A 20,448-nucleotide genomic window follows, 5' to 3' on the forward strand; every position below is an offset into this window, starting at 1 on the left:
GGGGCGTCAGCTGTCCCGCTTCCAGCGGGGACGGTCGTCGCGGCGCTCGAAGGAGGGGCGGTCGTCCCGGCGCTCGAAGGAGGGACGGTCGTCGCGGCGGAAGCCGTCGCGGCGGCCGTACGAACCCCGCTCGCCACGGTCCCGGTCGCGGTCGCGGTCGTCGCGGCGGAAGCCACCACCACCACCACCGCGCCGGTCATCCCGGTGGAAGCCGCCACCACGCCGGTCATCGCGGTGGAAGCCGCCGGACCTGCGGTCGTCGTCGCGACGGCCGTAGGGGCGCCGCTCGCCACGGTCCCGATCGCGGTCCCGGTCACGGTCGCGGTCGTCGCGGCGGAAGCCGCCGCCACCACGCCGGTCGTCCCGGTCGCGCCGCTCGCCCCGCTCCGCCTCGGCGCGCGCCGCACGCTCGGCGCGGCGGGCCTCGCGCTCGGCCTCACGCTCCGCCTCGGCCAGGGCCTCGGCCCGCGCCTCGGCCGCCGTCGCGATGGCCTCGGCCGGGTCGTCGCCGCGCTCCCGCGCGGCGCGCGCGGTGAGCCGCTCGGCCTCGTCCCGCAGCTCGGTCGCCCGCTCCTTGGCGCGCTCCAGCTCGCGGCCCAGCCGGGCCACCTCGCGCTCGGCGTGCGTGACGGCGCCCATCGCCGCCTCGGCCTGCACCTCGGTCAGCGAGCGCGCGCCGATGATCTCGGCCACGTCCTCGTCGAAGAGGTCGCCGCGGCCGATGATGTGCCGCGAGGCGTCCACGCCCGCGTCCTCCATCAGCCGGAAGATGGTGCGCCGCTGGTGCGGCAGGGCCAGCGAGACGACGGTGCCTGAGCGGCCGGCGCGCGCGGTGCGTCCTGAGCGGTGCAGGTAGTCCTTGTGGTCGGCGGCCGGGTCGACGTTGAGCACCAGGTCGATGCCGTCGACGTGGATGCCCCGCGCGGCGACGTCAGTGGCGACCAGCACGCTGTTGCGGCCGTCCTTGAAGTCGGCCAGCGTGCGGGTGCGGGCGCCCTGCGTCATGCCGCCGTGCAGCGCGTCGGCCCGCACGCCCGCCTCGCGCAGCTGGCCGGCGACCCGGTCGGCGCCGAGCTGGGTGCGGACGAAGACGATGGTGCGGCCCTCGCGCTGCGCGATGGCGGCGGTCAGCGGGGCCTTGTCACGCGGCTTCACGATCAGCACGTGGTGCGACATGGTCGTCACCGCGCCCTGCGCCGCGTCCACCTCGTGGCTGACCGGCTCCACCAGGTACCGCTTGACGAGGGTGTCGATCTCGTGTTCCAGGGTGGCGGAGAACAACATCCGCTGCCCGCCGGGCGGCACCTGGTCGAGCAGCTCGGTGACCTCGGGCAGGAAGCCCAGGTCGGCCATCTGGTCGGCCTCGTCGAGGACCGCGATCTCGACGTCGTCGAGCGAGCAGGCGCCGCGGTTGATCACGTCGCGCAGCCGTCCCGGGGTGGCGACCAGGATGTCGACGCCGCGCTCCAGGGCGTAGATCTGGTTGCCCATCGAGGTGCCGCCGCAGACGACCTTGAGCCGCAGGCCGAGCACGTCACCGTAGGGCTCCAGCGCGTCGGAGACCTGCATGGCCAGCTCGCGGGTCGGGGTGAGGATCACGGCGCGGGGGTGCTTGGGGCGGGTGCGGCCCTCGGCGAGCCTGGCCAGCGTGGGCAGCCCGAAGCTGAGGGTCTTGCCGGAGCCGGTGCGGCCCCGGCCGAGGACGTCCCGGCCGATCAGCGCGTCGGGAATGGTGGCGGCCTGGATGGGGAAGGGGGTGGTGACGCCGTTCTCGGCGAGCTTGCGGACGATGGCCTGCGGCAGGCCGAGGTCGGCGAAGGTGGTCGTGGGCTCGTCGTCCAGCGGTAGCAGGGCTTCGGGCGTGGTCACGGACATGCGAGGTGAGAACCTTCCGGAGTTCGGGTGGTCGGCACGCGCCTTAGCTCCGTAGGTGCTCTGGACCGCCTGGATGCGGTCAGCCACGGCTAGACGAGGAACGCGCCACACGGCGCGCTGCTTGGGGCGCCGGGCAAGTGGGATCAAACGATCTACAAGCATACGCACGCCTCGGCCCGCCGCGCAAACGGATCAGCCGCCGCCACCCGCCCCCGGCGTCGGGGGCTCCGGGTCTGGCTGCGGGGTGGACGGCTCGGGCGTGGGCTCAGGATCGGGCTCCGGCCGCGGCTCCTCGGTGGTGGGCTCGGGCTCCGGCTCGACGGTCGGCGGCTCGTCCGGCGTGGTGGGGTCGGCCGGCCGGGGCTCGGGCGCCGGCTCGGGTTCCGGATCGCGCTCGCCGGACGGCCGGCTGGGCGAGGCGGCCTCCCGCTCGCTCGGCCCGGCCGGGTCGACGGGCGGCCGCTTGCCCGTGCCGTCCGGCTCGGCGTCGGGCTCCTCCGGATCGGACTCCGCCTCGGCCGGCCGCGCGTCGTCCCGCTCCGCACCGGCCGCCGGCGCACCCTCGGCCGGCTCGGCGCCGCCGTCGGGCCGGGTGTCGTCGGTCGACGAGGTGTGCCCCACCTCGGCGGGCTCGTGGCTTCGCTCGGAGTCGGCGGTGACGCAGCCGCCGAGCACGGCCGCCAGCGCGGCGGTCAGGGTGGCGACGGGGACGAGACGGCGCACGGTCGGGAAACCTTTCGGCGGTGACGGGCGTGATGACGTTCGCCCCCTTCAACCCCCGCACCGGTACGAAAGACACGCCATCGCATTCCCACGTGTGGGGGACCACCCGCCGGTGACGGGCGGTCCCTCCTCACCCCCGGGGGTCAGGGTCGGGCGGCGACGGCCTCCACCTCGAACAGCACGTCGGGCGTGGCCAGGCTCGCGACGCCGACGAGGGTCTGCGTGGGCGGCTCCGTGCCCCAGCCCTCCCGCACGGCCTCGGCGATCGGCCCGAGCTTGCTGACGTCGTGGTTCACGACGTACGTCCTGAGCTGGACGACATGGCCGAGGTCGAGCCCGTGGGCGGCGAGCGCGACGCCGAGGTTGTGGAACGTCTGCTTCACCTGTTGGGTGAAGTCGTTCGAGACGACCGCGCCGTCCGGGCCCGAACCGTACTGACCGGCGACGAGCACCAGTTCGGTGCCCGCGGGGACGGCGGCGGTGTGGCTGTAGCCGAACGGGACCGGGTCGTGCAGGTCGGCCGGGTTGACGATGGTGTGTGCCATGGGAAGCACCTCTCCTGTGCGGTGGATCTTCGTCCGCCGAGAAGCCTCGCAACGCATACACGACATCCTGTGTCACGTATTCCCGTAGGGTTTTCGCATGCGCGCCGACCGGTTGGTATCGCTGGTGTTGCTGCTGCGGCAGCACGGCCGGCTGTCCGCGACCGCGCTGGCCCATGAGCTCGAGGTGTCCACCCGCACCGTGCTGCGCGACATCGACGCGCTGTCCGCGGCCGGCGTCCCGGTCTACGCCGAACGCGGCCGGCACGGCGGCTTCGCGTTGCTGCCCGGCTTCCAGACCGAGCTCACCGGACTGAACCACGACGAGGCGCTCGCCCTGCTGGTCGCCGGCTCGCGGCGCGGCGCGCAGGCGTTCGGCCTCGGCTCGGCGCTCGCCTCGGCCATGCGCAAGGTGGTCGACGCGCTGCCGGAGAGCCAACGGGCCACCGCGGCCGGCGCGGCCAGGCGACTGCTCATCGACCCGGAGACCGACCTCCTGTCGCGTCGGCAGGTCGCCGAGGAGCTGCCCGACACCGTCGTGGCCGAGGTCCGGCGCGCGGTGTTCGCCGGACACAGGCTGCGCATCCACTACGCGGCCGTGGACCGGAGCCCGACGTGGCGCACGGTGGACCCCGTCGGCCTGGTCACGGTGCGCGACCAGGGTTACCTGCTGGCCACCAGGTCCGGCGCGGACCGCACCTACCGGCTGTCCCGGATCCTCGCCGCCGAGAAGCTCGACGAACCGGCACAGCGCCCGGAGCGGGTCGATCTGGATCGGGCCTGGCAGGAACGCGGCACGCGGTTCAGGACCGGCGGCGACCTCGTCACCGTGCTGCTCCGGCTGAACCCGGCCCGGCGGCGGGAACTCGCGGGCACCGCGCTGGCCGTCCGCACCGAGGAGGCCGACGCGGACGGCTGGCTACGGCTGGAGGTGACCTTCCAGGACCCGAGACACGCCGAATGGGCGCTGTGGCAGCTCGCCGCGGACGCGGAAGCCCTGGCCCCGCGGTGGCTGCGCGACGCCCTCCGCGACCGCGCCGCCACGCTCACCGCCCGCTACGCGACGGGCGGCGGGGAAACCGAGCGGGCTCAGCCGTAGCCGAGGGCGTGCAGCCGCTCGTCGTCGATGCCGAAGTGGTGCGCGATCTCGTGCACCACGGTGATCTCGACCTCCTCGACCACCAGCTCCCGGTCGCCGCCCTCGCGCTCGGCCAGCCGCAGCGTGGGACCCATGTAGACGGAGATCCGGTCCGGCAGCGCCCCCGCGTACCACTCGCCGCGCTCGGTGAGCGGGATGCCCTCGTAGAGCCCGAGCAGCTCGGGGCTGCCGACCGGCGGCTCCTCCTCCACGAAGACGGCGACGTTGTCCATGAGCCTGGTCAGCTCGGGCGGTATCCGGTCGAGCGCCTCGCTCACCAGTTCCTCGAACTCCTCGCGCGTCATCTCCAGCACATGCCCATTGTCCGTCGCCCCCACCCTCCCCGGGAAACGTGGGCGGCCGTGGGGGTCCCGTAGTAGGATCACCTCGTTCTATCCGGCCCCCATCGTCTAGCGGCCTAGGACGCCGCCCTTTCAAGGCGGTAGCGCGGGTTCGAATCCCGTTGGGGGTACTCACGGACTCCGCGATGAGTTCTCGTCGCGGCGCGGGTCGACACGGTCATGAACGCACGGATACTGCGGACCCCCGACGCCGACCTCGCCCACCACGTCCACGGACCACTGCCGACCGCCGACGGGCGTCCGCCGCTGGTCATGATCGGCCAGCCCATGGACTCCAGCGGCTTCCGCACCCTGGCCTCGCTCTTCCCCGAGCGCACCGTCGTCACCTACGACCCACGCGGCCTCGGTGAGAGCGTCCGCAGGGACGGCCGGCTCGACCACGTGCCGGCGACCCAGGCCGCCGACGTGCACGCGCTCGTCGAGGCGCTCGGCGCGGGCCCGGTCGAGATGTTCGCGAGCAGCGGCGGCGCGGTGACCGCGCTCGCCCTCGTCGCGGCGTACCCGGACGACGTGACGACCCTGGTGGCGCACGAGCCGCCGCTGTTCTCGGTACTTCCCGACGCCCCGGCCGTCCAGCGCGCCAGCGCCGCCGTCGGGAAGGCGTACCAGGAGCGGGGCTGGGGCGCCGGCATGGCGGCCTTCGTCGCGATGACCTCCTGGCAGGGCGAGTTCACCGCCGACTACTTCGCGCAGCCGGCGCCGGATCCCGCCGCGTTCGGGTTGCCGACCGAGGACGACGGCTCGCGCGACGACCCGCTGCTCTCCGACCGTTCCGCGGCGGTCAGCGCCCACCGACCCGACGTCGCCGCGCTCACCGCGGCGCCGACGCGGATCGTGATCGCGGTCGGCGAGGAGTCCCGCTCCACCCTCACCGGCCGCGCCGCGGTGGCCACGGCCGAACTCCTCGGCCACCGAGCGGCGGTGTTCCCGAGCCACCACGGCGGCTTCCTCGGCCCCGAGTCCGGCTACGCCGGCCAGCCGGAGGCGTTCGCGGCCAGGCTGCGCGAGGTCCTCGCCGGGGCGGACTGACCGGCCGGGGCGCGGGCGGCCGCCCCCCTGTCGTTCCCGTCGAGGAGCAGCAGGTCGGTGGCGGAGTCGGGTCATCGGCCCCCGCCGCGCCGCTGGGGCGCCACCGCCGTGGTGCCCCGGGTCAGCGGCCGCCGCCCATCGCGGCCCGCACCATGGCGGCGCCGCCCTCGTTGCCGATGGTCTGGACGTTGTGGATGGCCTGGTTCTGGGCGACGACGCTGTCGTCGAAGCCCGTGGACTCGCGCCGGAACTGCTGGTCGCGCTCCTCGAGCACCTGGCCGATGGCGGCGTCCACCTGGCCCTGCTCGACGAGCCCGAGCAGCTGCTGGTGGACGCTGTCCCAGATGACCGTGTACTGCTGCTGCTGGCCCCGCGTCTGGGACTGGATGCCCTCCAGGTTCTCGTTGCTGAAGCGGATCAGGTCCCCGTAGCCGTTCACGTTTCCTCGTGCCCCTTCCGCTGGTCCTGTGGCGCGGTCACATGCCGCGTGCGACGGACATGTCCACGCCGGTGCCGGCGTCCCCGACGCTGGTGACCTGCACCCGGTTCAGAACCCCCTCGGCGTCGGCGTCGGTCTCGCGTCCGGTGTTGGCGGTCAGGCCGAGGTCCTGCGAGAGCCCGTCGAGGACGGTGGCCAGCGCCTGGCCGGCGCGCCCGAGGTCCTCGTAGGTGGCCACCGCGGTGCGGGTGCCCGAACCCTGGTAGGCGGAGCCGACGTTGGCGCTGTGCCCGCCGATCCCGGTCGCCACGGCCTCCATCTCGCTGTAGGCCTGGGCGATGATGCCCATCACCCGGTCGACCTCTTCCGGTGCGAGCTTGACCTCGTCACTCATGGTGTGACTCCCCCGTCTCGTTACGTGTCCCGTGGGTGGCGGCGCGGCGGTGGGTGCCGCGGTCGCCTCGACCACGCTGCCCGGGCCGGTCGACACGGGGCAACGGTTGGCGGCCGTCCCGGACAGTCCCGGACAGCGGCTCGATGTCCGTGCAGGTCAGCGGGGTGGCCGGGGTGAGCGGCCCGGGTCCGGACGTCCGGCGCGTTGCCACCGGGGGCGTGCGTCCCCGACCATGGTCACCATGGGGCAGGGTGGGGAAGGCCGTTGGCGCGAGCCGCGGGACGTCGCGGAGTTCTCGGCCGCGTTACGCGCGCTCCGGCAGCGCTCCGGGCTGACGTTCCGGGAGTTGGAGCGGGCGGCGGAACGCCGGGGCGAGGTGCTGCCGCGCAGCACCGCCGCCGAGATGCTGCGCCGGGGGACGCCGCCGACGCCGCGCCTGCTGACCGCCTTCGTGCGGGCCTGCGGCGACGACGCCAACCTGGAGCGCTGGCACGCGGCCCGCGCCAGGCTCGCCGACCAAGCCGACCGGCCGGAGCAACCCGACGAGCCCGAACGGCCCGAGCCGGAGGCGGCCTCGTCGCCCACCGCCGCGCCCGACCGGGTGCCGCGTCAACTCCCCCACGCGCCCGCGACGTTCGTCGGCCGGGACCGGGAGCTCACGGCGCTCGACCGCCTGTTGGCCGAGGACGCCAGGGACGCCGGCGGCTCCCCGCGCCTGCTGACGATCAGCGGCGTGGGCGGCGTCGGCAAGACCTGGCTGGCGCTGCGCTGGGGCCACCGGTACCGCGACCGCCACCCCGACGGGCAGCTCTACGTGAACCTGCGCGGCTTCGACCCCTCGGCGGAGCCCGTCCCACCGGCGGCCGCCGTGCGCGGCTTCCTCGACGCGCTGGGAGACGACCCGCTGGCGCTGCCGCCCGAGCCCGAGGCGCAGGCCGCGCGGTACCGGTCGCTCATCGCCGGGCGCCGGATGCTGATCGTCCTCGACAACGCGGCCGGCGCCGACCAGGTGCGGCCACTCCTGCCGGGCTCCGGCGCCAGCACCGTCATCGTGACCAGCCGGGACCGGCTCACCGGACTGATCGCCGCCGACGGGGCGCGGGCGCTGCCGCTCGGGCTGCTCGCCGAGGACGAGGCGCGGCGCCTGCTGGACCGGCACCTCGGCCCGGAGCGGACGGCCGCCGAGCCGTCGGCCGTCGACGAGATCGTGTCGGTCTGCGGCGGGCTGCCGCTGGCGCTCGCCGTCGTCGCGGCCCGGGCCGCGACCCACCCCGGGCTGCCGCTGCGGGCGCTCGCCGCCGAGCTGCGCGACGCCAGGCTCGGCCTCGACGCCTTCGACGGCGGCGACACCGCCACCGACGTCCGCGCCGTCTTCTCCTGGTCCTACCGGGCGTTGAGCGAGGACGCCGCCCGGCTCTTCCGGCTGCTCGGCCTCCACCCGGGGCCCGACCTGTCGCTGCCGGCCGCCGCCAGCCTGGCCGGCGCGCCGGAGCACCGGGTGCGGCCGCTGCTGGCCGAGCTGACCCGGGTCCACCTCGTCGACCGGCCGACGCCCGACCGCCACGCCCCGCACGACCTGCTGCGCGCGTACGCCCGCGAGCTGGCGGACGCCGTCGACCCGGAGGCCGACCGGCGGGCCGCCCGCCGCCGCCTGGTGGAGCACTACCTGCGCTCGGCCGAGGGCGCCGACCGCCGACTGGCCCCGCACCCCGAGCCGCTCGGGCTCGGTCCTGCGCCGTCCGGGGTCACCGTGGTGGAGCCGGCGGACCGCGAGGCGGCGCTCGACTGGTTCACCGCGGAGCACCCGGTGCTGCTCGGCGCCCTCGACCTGGCGGTGGCCGCCGACGCACCGGCCGAGGCGTGGCGGCTCGCCGGGGCGCTGGAGACGTTCTTCGACTACCGCGGTCACTGGCACGACTGGGCCGCCACCCAGCGGATCGCGCTGGACGCGGCCGGCCGGCTCGGCGATCAGGGCCGCGCGGCCGACGCGCACCGCTCCCTGGGCCGCGCCCACACCCAGATGGGGCGCCTCGAGGACGGGCACCGGCACTTCACCGAGGCTCTGTCGCGGTACCGGGAGCTTGGCGACGACGTCAGCGAAGCGGACACCAGGCGCGGCCTGGGCTGGGTCTGCGACCAGCTCGGCCGGCCGCGGGACGCGCTCGACCACAACGACCGGGCGCTCGAGCTCTACCGGCGGGCCGGTCACCGCCCCGGGCAGGCGATGGCGCTGAACAACGTCGGCTGGCTGTACGTCGTGCTCGGCGACCACCGGCGGGCGCTCGACCACTGCGCCCAGGCCGTGGAGCTCAACCGGGAGCTCGGCGAACGGCACGCGGAGGCCGGCGCCTTGGACAGCCTCGGCTACGCCCACCACCACCTCGCCCAGTACACCGAGGCCGCCCGCTGCTTCGCCCGCGCCCTCGACCTGGTGCGGGGCTTCGGCGACCGCTACGGCGAGACGGAGATCCTCAACCACCTCGGCGACACCCAGCTGGCCGCCGGCGACGTCGACGCGGCCCGGCGCACGCGGCGGACGGCGGTGGAGATCGGCGGCCAGATCGGGCACCCGGCCGTCGAGGAGCTGCGGGCCAAGCTCAAGGAGACGGACCCGGAGTAGCCGCTTCACGGCCCCCTTCCGCTATTGCCGCGTGCATGACATGCTCGCCACGACGCGCGTAGACCACGCGCGCCGCTCTCCGTACGGCAGGCCAGCTGGAGGACCTTCCGCCATGAGAATCCGCCCTCTTCTCGCCGCGCTCGCGCTCGCCGGCGCCGCGCTCACCGCCGCCCCCGCCACCGCGGCCGCGGCGCAGCCCCAGGCCCAGGCCCAGACCCACGTCCAGGCCCAGGCGTCCGACGTCTCCGTCCTCGTCACCAAGATCAGCCACTCCACCGCCACCTCGATGTTCCGCGAGGTCGGCATCACCTGGTCCTCGTCCGGCGGCTGCTCCGATCGGAACAACCCCACCTGCACCTCGTTCGAGCAGCTCAACCTCGCCACCGCCCAGGGCGCCCAGACCCTCAGGCGGGCCAGCGGCTGCGCCCTCAACATCACCGGCGGCACCGAGACCGGCCACGCCGGCGGCACCTACAGCCACTGGAACGGCTACAAGCTCGACTACGGCCTGAACACCTGTATCAACGGCTACATCACCAACAACTTCGCCTTCATCGGCTACCGGAGCGACGGCGCCGCCCAGTACCAGTCGGGCTCGGGCAACATCTACGCCCGCGAGGGCAACCACTGGGACGTCACCTACTACAACTGCGGCGGCTGCTGAGCCCGACCGCGGCGCCCCACCGCCGGCGGGCCTGACCGGCGGCTAACGCGATGAGGGGCCCGTCTTCCGCGTGATACGCTGCTTCAGCGACATCGCCCCGGCGTTCGGGGGAATCGCGACAAGCCGGGTCCTGTGGAGCAGTTTGGAGTGCTCGCCACCCTGTCAAGGTGGAGGCCGCGGGTTCAAATCCCGTCAGGACCGCTCCGGCTGGGTAGCTCAGTTGGTACGAGCGTCCGCCTGAAAAGCGGAAGGTCGCCGGTTCGACCCCGGCCCCAGCCACCGTTCGTCGAGCAGGATCAGGACCCCCTTCGGTGTCACCGAGGGGGTCTTTTCATGTGCGCCGGCGGCCCGGCGGGCGGTCGCGCAGGGCCCAGAAGACGGCGAGGGAGAGCAGCGCCCAGCCGCCGAGCACCAGGTAGGGCTGGAGGTGCTGGTGGCCGGCGAAGTAGATCGCGGTGTGCTGCGCGTTGACCGAGGCACCGGGTGGCAGCCAGCGGCCGATGACGCCGAGGGCGGTCGGCAGCAGCGGCCAGGAGACGGCGCCGCCCGACGAGGGGTTGCCGAGCATCACCATCAGCGCCCAGGTCGGCAGCAGCGCCCAGCGGCCGAAGAGGGCGTTGAACATCGCGTAGACCATGCCGGCGGTGAACATGGTCAGCGTCAGGATCCCCCACGAGCCGAACACCGGGAGCTCCAGCGCGCCGAGCCACCAGTCGACGACCACCACGATCGCGAAGCCGCCGAGCCCGGCGTAGCCCGCGGTGAACGCCAGCCGCGCCGCCGGCCGCAGCGTCGGGGCGTTGACGACCAGCTGGACGGTGCCGAGGAAGCCGATGATCACCGCGGCGATGGTGATGTAGAAGACGGCCAGGCCCCGGGGGTCGCCGGACTGCAGGGGCTTGATGTCCCGCATGGTGATCCGCGCGCCGACCGCCTTGGCCGCCGGCGGGCCCTCCTTGGTCAGCAGCTCGGCGACGCTGGCCCCGGCCGCGCTCGCCACGTCCATCTCGACCTGGTCCCGGTGGCCGCGCAGGATCGCGAACTCGCGCTGCGCCTCCACGGCGTCCACAGCCTGTGGATAGTCGGCGTAGCGGTGGAGCTCCAACGAGGCGCCGAGCCGGTGCTCCAGTTCCTCGACGAAGGCGCGGGCCTCGGTGCCGGAGGACGGCGGGCCGACGACCGCGACCGGTACATGGCGCGGGGTCGGGTTGGCCAGCGCGTAGGTGTAGGAGCCGGCGAACGCGGCGGCGGAGGCGGCGGCCAGCAGCGACACCACCGCGGCGGGGAGGTAGGGCGTGCGGCGGAAGGCCCGCCAACGCTCGCTGAGCACCCGGGTCAGCCGGGTCCACGGAGTCGCCCCTGTCACCCGGCCACGATATGCCGAAACATCACATATGCCGCATATTCGGAGGCGCCGGTGCCGGGGTGCCGGCGACGCCGCGCCCGGCGGGCGATAACGGCTCGCCGCCGGCCGGCCCGGGGTGAGACCCTGGGGTGCGTATGTCTACGCACTCCTCCTCCCTCTCCGCCCTCGCCGCGCGGCTGCCCGAGCTGACCCTGCGCGACGAGCGCCGGCTCGGCCGCCGCCTCGACGGCGCGCGCCGGATCCGCAAGCCGGCCGCCCAACAGGCCGTGCTGGCCGAGATCGCCGAGGCCGTCGACGCCGCCGAGGCGCACGTCGCCGCGCGGCGCGCCGCCGTGCCCGCGATCGGCTACCCGCAGCAGCTGCCGGTGAGCCAGAAGAAGGACGAGATCCTGGCCGCGATACGCGACCACCAGGTGGTGATCGTGGCCGGCGAGACGGGCTCGGGCAAGACCACCCAGCTGCCCAAGATCTGCCTGGAGCTCGGCCGCGGCATCCGGGGCCTCATCGGCCACACCCAGCCGCGCCGGCTGGCCGCCCGCACCGTCGCCCAGCGGGTCGCCGACGAGCTGCGCACCCCGCTCGGCGAGTCCGTCGGCTTCAAGGTCCGCTTCACCGACCAGGCCAGGGACGACACCCTGGTCAAGCTGATGACGGACGGCATCCTGCTGGCCGAGATCCAGCACGACCGCGAGCTGCGCCAGTACGACACGATCATCATCGACGAGGCGCACGAGCGCAGCCTCAACATCGACTTCCTGCTCGGCTACCTCGCGCAGTTGCTGCCCAGGAGACCCGACCTCAAGGTCGTCATCACCTCCGCCACCATCGACCCGGAGCGCTTCGCCCGCCACTTCCGGCAGGCGAACGGCGAGCCGGCCCCGATCGTCGAGGTCTCGGGCCGCACCTATCCGGTCGAGGTCCGCTACCGCCCCCTGCTGGAGGAGGACAGCGAGGCGCCCGACCGGGACCAGATCACCGCCATCTGCGACGCCGTCGACGAGCTCCAGGCCGAGGGCCCCGGCGACATCCTGGTCTTCCTCTCCGGCGAGCGCGAGATCAGGGACACGGCGGACGCGCTGGAGAAGCGGCGGCTGCCGCACACGGAGGTGCTGCCGCTCTACGCCCGCCTCTCGCACGGCGAGCAGCAGCGCGTCTTCCAGCCGCACCCGGGCCGCCGGGTCGTGCTGGCCACCAACGTCGCCGAGACCTCGCTCACGGTGCCCGGCATCAAGTACGTCATCGACCCCGGCACCGCCCGCATCTCCCGCTACAGCCACCGCACCAAGGTGCAGCGGCTGCCGATCGAGCCCGTCTCGCAGGCCAGCGCCAACCAGCGCAAGGGCCGCTGCGGCCGCACCAGCGACGGCATCTGCGTCCGGCTCTACGCCGAGGAGGACTTCCTCTCCCGCCCGGAGTTCACCGACGCCGAGATCCTGCGCACCAACCTCGCCTCCGTGATCCTCCAGATGAACGCGGCGGGCCTCGGCGAGATCGAGCGCTTCCCCTTCATCGACCCGCCGGACCACCGCTCGATCAAGGCGGGCGTGCAGCTGCTGGAGGAGCTGGGCGCGCTGTCCGGCGCGAAGCTCACCGAGCTGGGCCGCAAGCTGGCGCAGCTGCCGGTCGACCCCCGGCTGGCGAGGATGGTTCTGGAGGCCGGGCGGAACGGCTGCGCCCGCGAGGTGATGGTGATCGCCGCCGCGCTCTCCATCCAGGACCCGCGGGAGCGGCCGAGCGACAAGCAGCAGCAGGCGGACGCCAAGCACCAGCGGTTCCGCGAGGGGCCGGCCGAGGAGTCGGACTTCCTGGCGCTGCTCAACCTCTGGGAGTACGTGCGCGAACGACAACGCGCGCTCTCCTCCTCGGCGTTCCGCCGCATGTGCCGCACCGAGTTCCTCAACTACCTGCGGATACGGGAGTGGCAGGACATCTACGCGCAGCTGCGCCAGGTCGGCCGTTCGCTCGGCGTCGAGGCCGTCGAGCCGGCGGCGGGCGGCCAGGCGCCGGACCCGGCGCGCGTCCACCAGTCGCTGCTGGCCGGCCTGTTGTCGCAGCTGGGCCTGAAGGACACCGAGAAGCACGAGTACCTGGGCGCGCGCGGCGCCAAGTTCGCGATCTTCCCCGGCTCGGCGCTGTTCAGGAAGCCGCCGCGCTGGGTGATGTCGGCCGAGCTGGTGGAGACCTCGCGTCTCTGGGCGCGGGTCAACGCGCGCATCGAGCCGGAGTGGATCGAGCCGCTCGCCGGCCACCTGGTGAAGCGCACCTACAGCGAGCCGCACTGGGAGCAGAAGCAGGCGGCGGTGATGGCCTACGAGCGGGTGACGCTGTACGGCGTGCCGATCGTGGCCCAGCGCAAGGTCAACTACGGCCGGATCGACGCCGAGACCTCCCGTGACCTGTTCATCCGCAACGCGCTGGTGGAGGGCGACTGGCGGACCTCGCACGAGTTCTTCCACGAGAACCGCAAGCTGCTCGCGGAGGTCGAGGAGCTCGAACACCGGGCCAGGCGGCGGGACATCCTCGTCGACGACGAGACGCTGTACGACTTCTACGACCAGCGGGTGCCGGAGTTCGTGGTCTCCGGGGCGCACTTCGACTCCTGGTGGAAGAAGAAGCGCCGCGAGGAACCGGACCTGCTCAACTTCGAGAAGTCCATGCTCATCAACGAGTCGGCCGGGCGGGTCACCAAGGACGACTACCCGGACATCTGGCGGCAGGGCCGGCTCTCGCTGCGCGTCACCTACCAGTTCGAACCGGGCGCCGACGCGGACGGCGTGACCGTCCACGTGCCGCTCCAGGTCCTCAACCAGATCACCCCCGAGGGCTTCGACTGGCAGATCCCGGGCCTGCGCGAGCAGTTGGTGACCGAGATGATCAGGTCGCTGCCCAAGCCGATCAGGCGGCACTGTGTGCCCGCACCGGACGTGGCGCGGCGCTTCCTCACCGAGGTGGGCCCCGAGCCGACCAACGAGCCGCTGCGGGTGGCGATGGCCCGCGAGCTGACCAGGATGACCGGCGTCCGGGTCACCCCGGAGGACTTCGACGAGAGCCGGATCCCGGACCATCTGCGGATCACCTTCCGTGGCGTGGACGAACGGCGCCGCCGGGCCTCCGCCGACGCGGAGGACAAGGACCTCGCGGCGCTCACCCAGCGGCTGCGACCGCTGGCGCAGCGGGCGTTGGACCGCGCGTTCGCCACCGAGGCTCGGGCCGCCGGGCCGAGCGGACCGGCCCAGGCCACGGCCGGCCTCGCCGGCCAGCCGGGCGGCGGGGCGGCCGAGCCGCGCGGCGCCAGCCGCGTCGGGCTGACCGCATGGTCGATCGGCACGCTCGACCGGGTCTTCGAGACCCGGCGCGGCGGCCAGCCGGTGAAGGCGTACCCGGCCCTGGTGGACGAGGGCTCCTCGGTCGCCGTGCGGCTCTTCGACAGCGAGGAGGAGCAGCGCCGGGCGATGGCGCGCGGCACCAGGCGGCTCGTGCTGCTCAACCTCCCGTCGGATCCGGCCAAGTTCGCGCAGCGGCAGTTGGACAACGCGGCGAAGCTGGCGCTGGCCAGTTCCCCGCACGGGGGCGTGCCGGCGCTGCTCGCCGACTGCGTGAGCGCGGCGGCGGACCAGTTGATCGCGGCGCACGGCGGCCCCGCCTGGGACGAGGAGGGCTTCCGCAAGCTCTTCGACGCGGTGCGGGCCGACATCACCGACCTCACGCTGCGGATCCTGGGGCGGGTGCGCGAGGTGCTGCTGGCCTGGGGCACCTGCGAGCGGCGGCTGCGCTCGATCACCAGCCCGGTGCTCGCCGACTCGTTGGCGGACGTGCGGGAGCAGCTGGCGGGCCTGGTGCCGCCCGGCTTCGTGACCGAGCACGGCGCGCGCCGGCTGCCGGACCTGCTGCGCTATCTGACGGCCGTGGACCGGCGGTTGCAGCAGTTGCCGCAGCACGCCGAGCGGGACCGGGCGCGGATGGCGAAGGTCCGTGAGATGCGGGACGAACACGCCTGGCTGCTGGAGCAGTTCCCGCCGGGCCGGCCGGTGCCGGAGCGGGCCGCCGAGATCCGCTGGATGATCGAGGAGCTGCGGGTCAGCTACTTCGCGCACGCGCTCGGCACGGCGTATCCGATCTCGGACAAGCGCATCCTGAAGGCGATCGACGCCCTGGTCCCGTGACCGGGGCGCCGGCCGGGCGCGATTGGCTCCGCGCCCGCCATCTGGGGTAGAGTCGCGCTCGCGACCTGGTCCTGTGGAGCAGTTTGGAGTGCTCGCCACCCTGTCAAGGTGGAGGCCGCGGGTTCAAATCCCGTCAGGACCGCACACGTTGAAAACCGGAAGCCCGGATCCCCACAGGGATCCGGGCTTTTTGCATGACTCGGCGAGTGGCATGTCCGAGAGGTGTGAGCCGGGCAGGGAGGGTGGGTAGGAGACAGCTACGCGTGGTGCGGCGACGCTGCCGCCCGGCGGGGCCCTACTACCGCAAGATCAGCGGGCCCGGCAAGGGATGCGAAGTGTGACGGGAGTCACGGAACTTGATCGCTCACTGAGCTCGGCTGACCCCGTAGAGAAACCCGCCAATTTAATATGTGCAATTGCACGCCCTTGCACAGGGCCCCGAGCGGCACTTGGACCCCCCGGGGGCGGGCATGCAAATCGCGCCGGACTCGGCGGAGTCCGGCGCGATCTGGAGCCAAGCAGGCGGGGTGGGGGCCCCGAAGCCTGGGTCGTGCTGCTTTGCTCAGGCCTCGCCGCGCTGCTGCGGGATGCCCGCGAGCAGTGCGCGCACCTCCGCTTCGCGGTAGCGGCGGTGCCCACCGAGCGTGCGGATAGACGTGAGCTTGCCCGCCTTTGCCCAGCGTGTGACCGTTTTCGGGTCCACGCGGAACATCGAGGCAACCTCAGCCGGGGTCAGCAGCGGCTCGGCATCAGGGGTGCGAGCGGTCATGAGCGGCCTCCTCGGGAGAACCGAACCATCACGGTTCTTTCCTCTAAATTCTGCACCTTGACCCGCGTTGCCCGAAATGACAGGCGCGGGTCGAGTCGGTTATAGGACGAACGGCTTGTCCTCGGCACTACAACTACACCATCCGTCCAGCCGGGTCGGCCAAACCGATGGAATTGCCCTCTCAGGTGTTCAACCTTGGTGGAAGCCGACTGGAACATGCCATAACGGACAGTTACCCAATCTCTACGATCAGTCACCCCGTGTTGGCCGGTCATCGCACCACCCAGGAAGGAGCCCCGCCGAGCTCGTTGTCCTATTTTGACACGAGGAGACTACTTGAAGGCAAGAGTTCCTTACAGTGCCATCCATCACGCTTGGGGCTTTAGTCCCACCTAAGGAGCGGATCAGTTGGCGAACTGGCGCTCGCGGATCGTCAGCCAACGGTCGGTGAGCTCCTCGTAAAGCCGGGTCGCCCGCTCCACGTCGCCCGCGGCGAGCGCGGCCAGCCCCTCGGTGACCTCCGCCACCGAGCGGTCAGCCGCCAACTGGTCTTCGGGAATCGTATAGATCAATCCGCCGTAGTCCAGTTCGACAAGTGACCGGGGGTGGAACTCCTCGAGCCACCGTCCCACATCGGTCAGCGCCTCCACCATCGGTCCCTCGGGCATCGCCTCCCGCACGGTGCGCAGCCCGCGCGCCACCCGCCGCCGCGCCTGGACCATCGGCGTCCGGTAGCCGAGGGCCGGCTCGCCCGCGTCGGGCCCGGAGCCGTCCCCGGCCTTCCGGAAGATCCGCTCCTCGTCCGCGAAGAGCACGAACCAGCGGACCGGGACGTGCCACAGCGCCGACCTGATCCACGGCCGCGCGTCCGGATTGCGCTCCCGCCAGCGGTCGTACTCCTCGGCCGCGCTCCGCCGCGCCCCGGGCGGCAGCGCCAGGTCCACCACCGACTGCGGCATCAGCCAGTGCCCCACGTCGCCCAGCGCCTGCCACGCGCGCAGCCTGGTCCGCCACGGGCAGACGCAGACGACCCCGTCCACCGTGGCCACGAAGGCCTCCGCGCTCTCCGCCGCCGGCGCCACCCGCACCGGCCGCGCCACCAGGCCGGCCAGCGCCCCCCGCACCTCGTCCTGGGCGGTGGGCAGCCGCTCCCGCCGCGCGTACCCGGCCCAGTGCGAGCGCTCCGGTTCGGGAAAGGCGGCCAGCGGCTCGTAGACCCGGAGATACGCCGCGTAGGGAACCTTGGGCACTCTGCCTCCCGCGTCTCGTGGTCGCCCCACCCATCGTCGCCCCCGATCGTGTCAGCCCCCGTGAGACCCCGGTACCCGGCGTTCGGCGACGGCCGTAGTCTCATCCCATCGGGAACACGACACCGCCCTCCGTGACGGATCCGCCAGGAGGGCGTCCAGACCGCGATACGCAGGAGTCACCACCGTGACCGACGTACGTCCCGCTGTCAGCGTCGACAGCAGCACCGCAGCACCGGGGGCCATGAGCGCCCTGGACATCCTCTTCGCCTCCGAGCGGGGCGGCCACGAGCAGGTCATGCTCTGCCAGGACCGGGCCACCGGGCTCCGGGCCGTGATCGCCATCCACTCCACCGCGCTCGGCCCGGCCCTGGGCGGCACCCGCTTCCACGCCTACGCCGGCTCTCCGAGCCCCGAGGAGGCCGCAGTCCGCGACGCCCTCAACCTCTCGCGGGGCATGAGCTACAAGAACGCGCTCGCCGGCCTCGCGCACGGCGGCGGAAAGGCCGTGATCATCGGCGATCCGGCGCACCTGAAGACCGAGGAACTGCTGCTCGCCTACGGCCGCTTCGTCGCCTCCCTCAACGGCCGCTACGTCACCGCCTGCGACGTCGGCACCTACGTCCAGGACATGGACGTGATCGCCCGGGAGTGCCGCTGGACCACGGGCCGCTCCCCAGAACAGGGCGGCGCCGGGGACTCGTCGGTGCTCACCGCCTTCGGCGTCTTCCAGGGCATGCGTGCCTCGGCCGAGCACCGCTGGGGCTCACCCGAGCTGGCCGACCGCACCGTCGGCGTGGCCGGCGTCGGCAAGGTCGGCCACCTGCTGGTCGACCACCTGGTCGAGGCCGGCGCCCGGGTGGTGATCACCGATGTCGACCAGGCCGCCGTGCGCCGCGTCCTGGACGCCCACCCCGAGCGGGTCACCGCCGTGGCCGACGCCGATGCCCTGATCCGGACCCCCGGGCTTGACATCTACGCCCCGTGCGCCCTCGGCGGCGCGCTCAACGACCGGACCGTGCCGCTGCTGACGGCCGGCATCGTCTGCGGCGCGGCCAACAACCAGCTCGACCACCCCGGCGTCGAGAAGGACCTCGCCGACCGCGGCGTCCTCTACGCGCCGGACTATGTGGTGAACTCCGGCGGCGTGATCCAGGTCGCCGACGAGCTCCACGGCTTCGACTTCGCACGTGCGAAGGCAAAGGCCGCGCTGATCCACGGGACGACGCTGGAGATCTTCGAACGGGCCCGCGCCGAGGGCGTCCCCCCTGCTGTGGCGGCCGACCGGCTGGCCGAACACCGAATGGCCCAGGCCGCCGGCCGCTGATCGGCCATTTGCGTAAGACATGTCACCCCCCTCATGCGGGGTGTGTCGAGAAAGAAGGTAAAATCGCCGCTGACCAGCAAAGAGAAGGTCACCGGGCGACGATCGGGCGACCCGGGTCCTGCGGACGACGTACCGTAGGCCCGCGGAAGCAGGTACGGTTGAAGGCCGATGGATCGGGCGCTCGTCCGAGGGCCCGCTCTCAATCATGAACGGATGTCAACACTCCGGGGCCGCAGGGTCCCGTCGTTGAGGGGGTCGAGCCAATGGGGCGCGGCCGGGCCAAGGCCAAGCAGACGAAGGTCGCCCGCCAGCTGAAGTACAACAGCGGCCGGACGGACCTTTCCCGTCTGGCCGAAGAGCTGGGTGCGGGTGCATCAAAGCCTGACCAGGCGCCGACGAACGGCGAGCGGGTCGAGGACGACGAAGAGCTGGAAGACGACCTGTACGCACGGTACGCGGAGATGTACAACGACGAGGATGACGAGGAGGACGGCGAAGAGCCGTACTCCAACGGTCACTCCTCCAAACGGCGCGGCGCCTGACCAGCGCCTCCGACCGCCGGTCACCCGGCCGGTCGCCGACCCGCGATCGAGCCAACTGAGCCACCCGGGAGAACGCGCTCCCCGCCCCGGTCCGGTATCGCCGGACCGGGCTCAGTTGTGTCGTGCCGCCTGCGGCCCCGGACATGGTTACCGCGCGTAGTCCCCGGTGAGCGTGGCGGCGTCCGCGCCGCTCCCCCGCGCCTCGACCCGGCCGGCCACCCAGGCCGGCACGCCCCGCGCGGCGAGGATGGCCAGCGCCGTGTCGACGGACGCCTCGGGCACCACCGCCACCATCCCGACGCCCATGTTGAGCGTGCGCTCCAGCTCGCCGCGCGCCACCCGGCCGGCCGCGCCGACCACGTCGAACACGGGCGCCGGCGCCCAGCTGGCCCGGTCGATCACGGCCGCGAGCCCCTCGGGGATGACCCGGGCCACGTTGGCCGCCAGGCCGCCGCCCGTGATGTGGGCGAACGCGTGCACCTCGGTGGCGCGGGCCAGCGCCAGGCAGTCGAGCGAGTAGATCCTGGTCGGCTCGAGCAGCTCCTCCCCCAGCGTCCGGCCGAACTCGGGGACATGGCGCTCGATGGACCAGCCCGCCAGGTCGAAGAAGACGTGCCGCACCAGTGAGTACCCGTTGGAGTGAAGGCCGGACGAGGCGAGCGCGACGACGACGTCACCCGCCCTGACCCGCTCCGCGCCCAGCAGCGCGTCCGCCTCGACGACGCCGGTGCCGGCACCCGCCAGGTCGTACTCCTCGGCCCCGAGGAGCCCCGGGTGCTCGGCGGTCTCGCCGCCGACCAGCGCGCAGCCGGCCAGCGTGCAGCCCTCGGCGACGCCCTTCACGATGGCGGCGACCCGCTCCGGGTAGACCTTGCCGACGCAGACGTAGTCGGTCATGAACAGCGGCTCGGCGCCGCACACCACCAGGTCGTCCACGACCATGGCGACCAGGTCGCGGCCGATCGTGTCGTGCACGTCCATCCGCTGGGCGACGGCCACCTTGGTGCCGACGCCGTCGGTCGCCGAGGCGAGCAGCGGGCGCCGGTAGCCCTTGAGCGCCGAGGCGTCGAAGAGCCCGGCGAAGCCGCCGATGGCGCCCACGCTCTCCGGCCGCTGGGCCTTGGCGACCCAGGTGCGCATCAGCTCGACGGCCGTCTCCCCGGCCTCGATGTCGACTCCCGCCGCCGCGTAGCTGACACCACTGACACCGGACGCGTTCTCTGTCATCGGATCTCTCTGACTGCTGTG

The 20,448-nt window shown here is 73.1% G+C and carries 17 protein-coding genes and 4 tRNA genes; 11 read left to right on the forward strand and 10 right to left on the reverse strand.

Annotation, left to right across the window (positions count from 1 at the left end; genetic code table 11):
- Positions 1–6: 6 nt before the first annotated feature.
- The 3 genes from ACFWI8_RS19855 to ACFWI8_RS19865 all read right to left on the reverse strand — a co-directional run bounded on the left by ACFWI8_RS19855 (position 7) and on the right by ACFWI8_RS19865 (position 3,143).
- Positions 7–1,875 (reverse strand): DEAD/DEAH box helicase, encoded by a 1,869-nt coding sequence (locus ACFWI8_RS19855; protein ID WP_387093083.1) that lies wholly within the window; start codon positions 1,873–1,875, stop codon positions 7–9.
- Between the two features lie 192 nt (positions 1,876–2,067).
- On the reverse strand, positions 2,068–2,598 hold the full coding sequence (locus tag ACFWI8_RS19860; RefSeq protein WP_387093086.1) for a hypothetical protein: 531 nt from the start codon (positions 2,596–2,598) through the stop codon (positions 2,068–2,070).
- A 143-nt stretch (positions 2,599–2,741) separates the two neighbouring features.
- Entirely contained in the window at positions 2,742–3,143 is a 402-nt protein-coding gene (locus ACFWI8_RS19865) for a RidA family protein (protein ID WP_387093089.1), read from the reverse strand.
- Between the two features lie 97 nt (positions 3,144–3,240).
- On the opposite strand from ACFWI8_RS19865, the gene ACFWI8_RS19870 reads away from it, so the two are divergent.
- Positions 3,241–4,239, forward strand: coding sequence for a helix-turn-helix transcriptional regulator (locus ACFWI8_RS19870; RefSeq protein ID WP_387093092.1), 999 nt, complete (start codon positions 3,241–3,243; stop codon positions 4,237–4,239).
- On the opposite strand, the gene ACFWI8_RS19875 is transcribed toward ACFWI8_RS19870, so the two are convergent.
- Positions 4,230–4,583, reverse strand: coding sequence for a metallopeptidase family protein (locus tag ACFWI8_RS19875; protein WP_387093215.1), 354 nt, complete (start codon positions 4,581–4,583; stop codon positions 4,230–4,232). The two genes, ACFWI8_RS19870 and ACFWI8_RS19875, sit on opposite strands and share 10 nt — an antisense overlap.
- Before the next feature lie 94 nt (positions 4,584–4,677).
- On the opposite strand from ACFWI8_RS19875, the gene ACFWI8_RS19880 reads away from it, so the two are divergent.
- Together ACFWI8_RS19880 and ACFWI8_RS19885 are read left to right on the forward strand one after the other, a co-directional pair.
- A tRNA-Glu gene (locus ACFWI8_RS19880) sits at positions 4,678–4,750 on the forward strand.
- 49 nt (positions 4,751–4,799) lie between these two features.
- Entirely contained in the window at positions 4,800–5,669 is an 870-nt protein-coding gene (locus tag ACFWI8_RS19885; protein ID WP_387093094.1) for an alpha/beta fold hydrolase, read from the forward strand.
- 121 nt (positions 5,670–5,790) lie between these two features.
- On the opposite strand, the gene ACFWI8_RS19890 is transcribed toward ACFWI8_RS19885, so the two are convergent.
- Positions 5,791–6,108 carry a hypothetical protein gene (locus ACFWI8_RS19890; protein WP_387093097.1) on the reverse strand — a complete coding sequence of 106 codons (318 nt, stop codon included), beginning with the start codon at positions 6,106–6,108 and terminating at the stop codon, positions 5,791–5,793.
- A 37-nt stretch (positions 6,109–6,145) separates the two neighbouring features.
- Positions 6,146–6,502, reverse strand: a complete 357-nt coding sequence (locus ACFWI8_RS19895) for a WXG100 family type VII secretion target (RefSeq protein WP_387093100.1) — start codon at positions 6,500–6,502, stop codon at positions 6,146–6,148.
- Positions 6,503–6,743: 241 nt separating this feature from the next.
- On the opposite strand from ACFWI8_RS19895, the gene ACFWI8_RS19900 reads away from it, so the two are divergent.
- The 4 genes from ACFWI8_RS19900 to ACFWI8_RS19915 all read left to right on the forward strand — a co-directional run bounded on the left by ACFWI8_RS19900 (position 6,744) and on the right by ACFWI8_RS19915 (position 10,065).
- Complete coding sequence (locus ACFWI8_RS19900) at positions 6,744–9,122, forward strand: ATP-binding protein (RefSeq protein WP_387093103.1); 2,379 nt, start codon at positions 6,744–6,746, stop codon at positions 9,120–9,122.
- A 112-nt stretch (positions 9,123–9,234) separates the two neighbouring features.
- Entirely contained in the window at positions 9,235–9,786 is a 552-nt protein-coding gene (locus tag ACFWI8_RS19905; protein WP_387093106.1) for a hypothetical protein, read from the forward strand.
- A 126-nt stretch (positions 9,787–9,912) separates the two neighbouring features.
- Positions 9,913–9,987 (forward strand) — tRNA-Asp (locus tag ACFWI8_RS19910).
- Positions 9,988–9,991: 4 nt separating this feature from the next.
- A tRNA-Phe gene (locus ACFWI8_RS19915) sits at positions 9,992–10,065 on the forward strand.
- A 52-nt stretch (positions 10,066–10,117) separates the two neighbouring features.
- Here ACFWI8_RS19915 and ACFWI8_RS19920 read toward each other — a convergent pair.
- On the reverse strand, positions 10,118–11,152 hold the full coding sequence (locus ACFWI8_RS19920; protein WP_387093108.1) for an ABC transporter permease: 1,035 nt from the start codon (positions 11,150–11,152) through the stop codon (positions 10,118–10,120).
- A gap of 134 nt (positions 11,153–11,286) precedes the next feature.
- On the opposite strand from ACFWI8_RS19920, the gene hrpA reads away from it, so the two are divergent.
- Complete coding sequence (gene hrpA, locus ACFWI8_RS19925) at positions 11,287–15,315, forward strand: ATP-dependent RNA helicase HrpA (protein WP_387093111.1); 4,029 nt, start codon at positions 11,287–11,289, stop codon at positions 15,313–15,315.
- Between the two features lie 67 nt (positions 15,316–15,382).
- Positions 15,383–15,457: transfer RNA gene (locus ACFWI8_RS19930), tRNA-Asp, on the forward strand.
- 420 nt (positions 15,458–15,877) lie between these two features.
- Here the strand turns inward: ACFWI8_RS19930 and bldC are convergent.
- Both bldC and ACFWI8_RS19940 read right to left on the reverse strand, forming a co-directional pair.
- Entirely contained in the window at positions 15,878–16,084 is a 207-nt protein-coding gene (gene bldC / locus ACFWI8_RS19935; protein ID WP_132819558.1) for a developmental transcriptional regulator BldC, read from the reverse strand.
- A 404-nt stretch (positions 16,085–16,488) separates the two neighbouring features.
- Positions 16,489–17,334 carry a hypothetical protein gene (locus tag ACFWI8_RS19940; protein WP_387093114.1) on the reverse strand — a complete coding sequence of 282 codons (846 nt, stop codon included), beginning with the start codon at positions 17,332–17,334 and terminating at the stop codon, positions 16,489–16,491.
- A gap of 241 nt (positions 17,335–17,575) precedes the next feature.
- Here ACFWI8_RS19940 and ACFWI8_RS19945 point away from each other — a divergent pair, with 241 nt between their 5' ends.
- Both ACFWI8_RS19945 and ACFWI8_RS19950 read left to right on the forward strand, forming a co-directional pair.
- Positions 17,576–18,658 carry a Leu/Phe/Val dehydrogenase gene (locus tag ACFWI8_RS19945; protein WP_387093218.1) on the forward strand — a complete coding sequence of 361 codons (1,083 nt, stop codon included), beginning with the start codon at positions 17,576–17,578 and terminating at the stop codon, positions 18,656–18,658.
- 263 nt (positions 18,659–18,921) lie between these two features.
- Positions 18,922–19,200 (forward strand): DUF3073 domain-containing protein, encoded by a 279-nt coding sequence (locus ACFWI8_RS19950; protein WP_311601472.1) that lies wholly within the window; start codon positions 18,922–18,924, stop codon positions 19,198–19,200.
- Positions 19,201–19,347: 147 nt separating this feature from the next.
- On the opposite strand, the gene purM is transcribed toward ACFWI8_RS19950, so the two are convergent.
- Positions 19,348–20,427: a phosphoribosylformylglycinamidine cyclo-ligase gene (gene purM / locus ACFWI8_RS19955; protein ID WP_387093117.1), complete on the reverse strand. Its 1,080-nt coding sequence runs from the start codon at positions 20,425–20,427 to the stop codon at positions 19,348–19,350.
- Positions 20,428–20,448: the final 21 nt, after the last annotated feature.

Origin of the sequence: Streptomyces sp. NPDC127098, assembly GCF_042722465.1 — a bacterium.
Taxonomy (GTDB): domain Bacteria; phylum Actinomycetota; class Actinomycetes; order Streptomycetales; family Streptomycetaceae; genus Streptomyces; species Streptomyces millisiae.

Coding starts and splice junctions, on each gene's coding strand:
- ACFWI8_RS19905 (WP_387093106.1), top strand. CDS start 9,235: ATGAGAATCCGCCCTCTTCTCGCCGCGCTCGCGCTCGCCGGCGCCGCG.
- ACFWI8_RS19885 (WP_387093094.1), top strand. CDS start 4,800: ATGAACGCACGGATACTGCGGACCCCCGACGCCGACCTCGCCCACCAC.
- ACFWI8_RS19900 (WP_387093103.1), top strand. CDS start 6,744: ATGGGGCAGGGTGGGGAAGGCCGTTGGCGCGAGCCGCGGGACGTCGCG.
- ACFWI8_RS19865 (WP_387093089.1), bottom strand. CDS start 3,143: ATGGCACACACCATCGTCAACCCGGCCGACCTGCACGACCCGGTCCCG.
- ACFWI8_RS19895 (WP_387093100.1), bottom strand. CDS start 6,502: ATGAGTGACGAGGTCAAGCTCGCACCGGAAGAGGTCGACCGGGTGATG.
- ACFWI8_RS19950 (WP_311601472.1), top strand. CDS start 18,922: ATGGGGCGCGGCCGGGCCAAGGCCAAGCAGACGAAGGTCGCCCGCCAG.
- ACFWI8_RS19870 (WP_387093092.1), top strand. CDS start 3,241: ATGCGCGCCGACCGGTTGGTATCGCTGGTGTTGCTGCTGCGGCAGCAC.
- bldC (WP_132819558.1), bottom strand. CDS start 16,084: ATGACCGCTCGCACCCCTGATGCCGAGCCGCTGCTGACCCCGGCTGAG.
- ACFWI8_RS19855 (WP_387093083.1), bottom strand. CDS start 1,875: ATGTCCGTGACCACGCCCGAAGCCCTGCTACCGCTGGACGACGAGCCC.
- ACFWI8_RS19875 (WP_387093215.1), bottom strand. CDS start 4,583: ATGACGCGCGAGGAGTTCGAGGAACTGGTGAGCGAGGCGCTCGACCGG.
- ACFWI8_RS19945 (WP_387093218.1), top strand. CDS start 17,576: ATGAGCGCCCTGGACATCCTCTTCGCCTCCGAGCGGGGCGGCCACGAG.
- hrpA (WP_387093111.1), top strand. CDS start 11,287: ATGTCTACGCACTCCTCCTCCCTCTCCGCCCTCGCCGCGCGGCTGCCC.
- purM (WP_387093117.1), bottom strand. CDS start 20,427: ATGACAGAGAACGCGTCCGGTGTCAGTGGTGTCAGCTACGCGGCGGCG.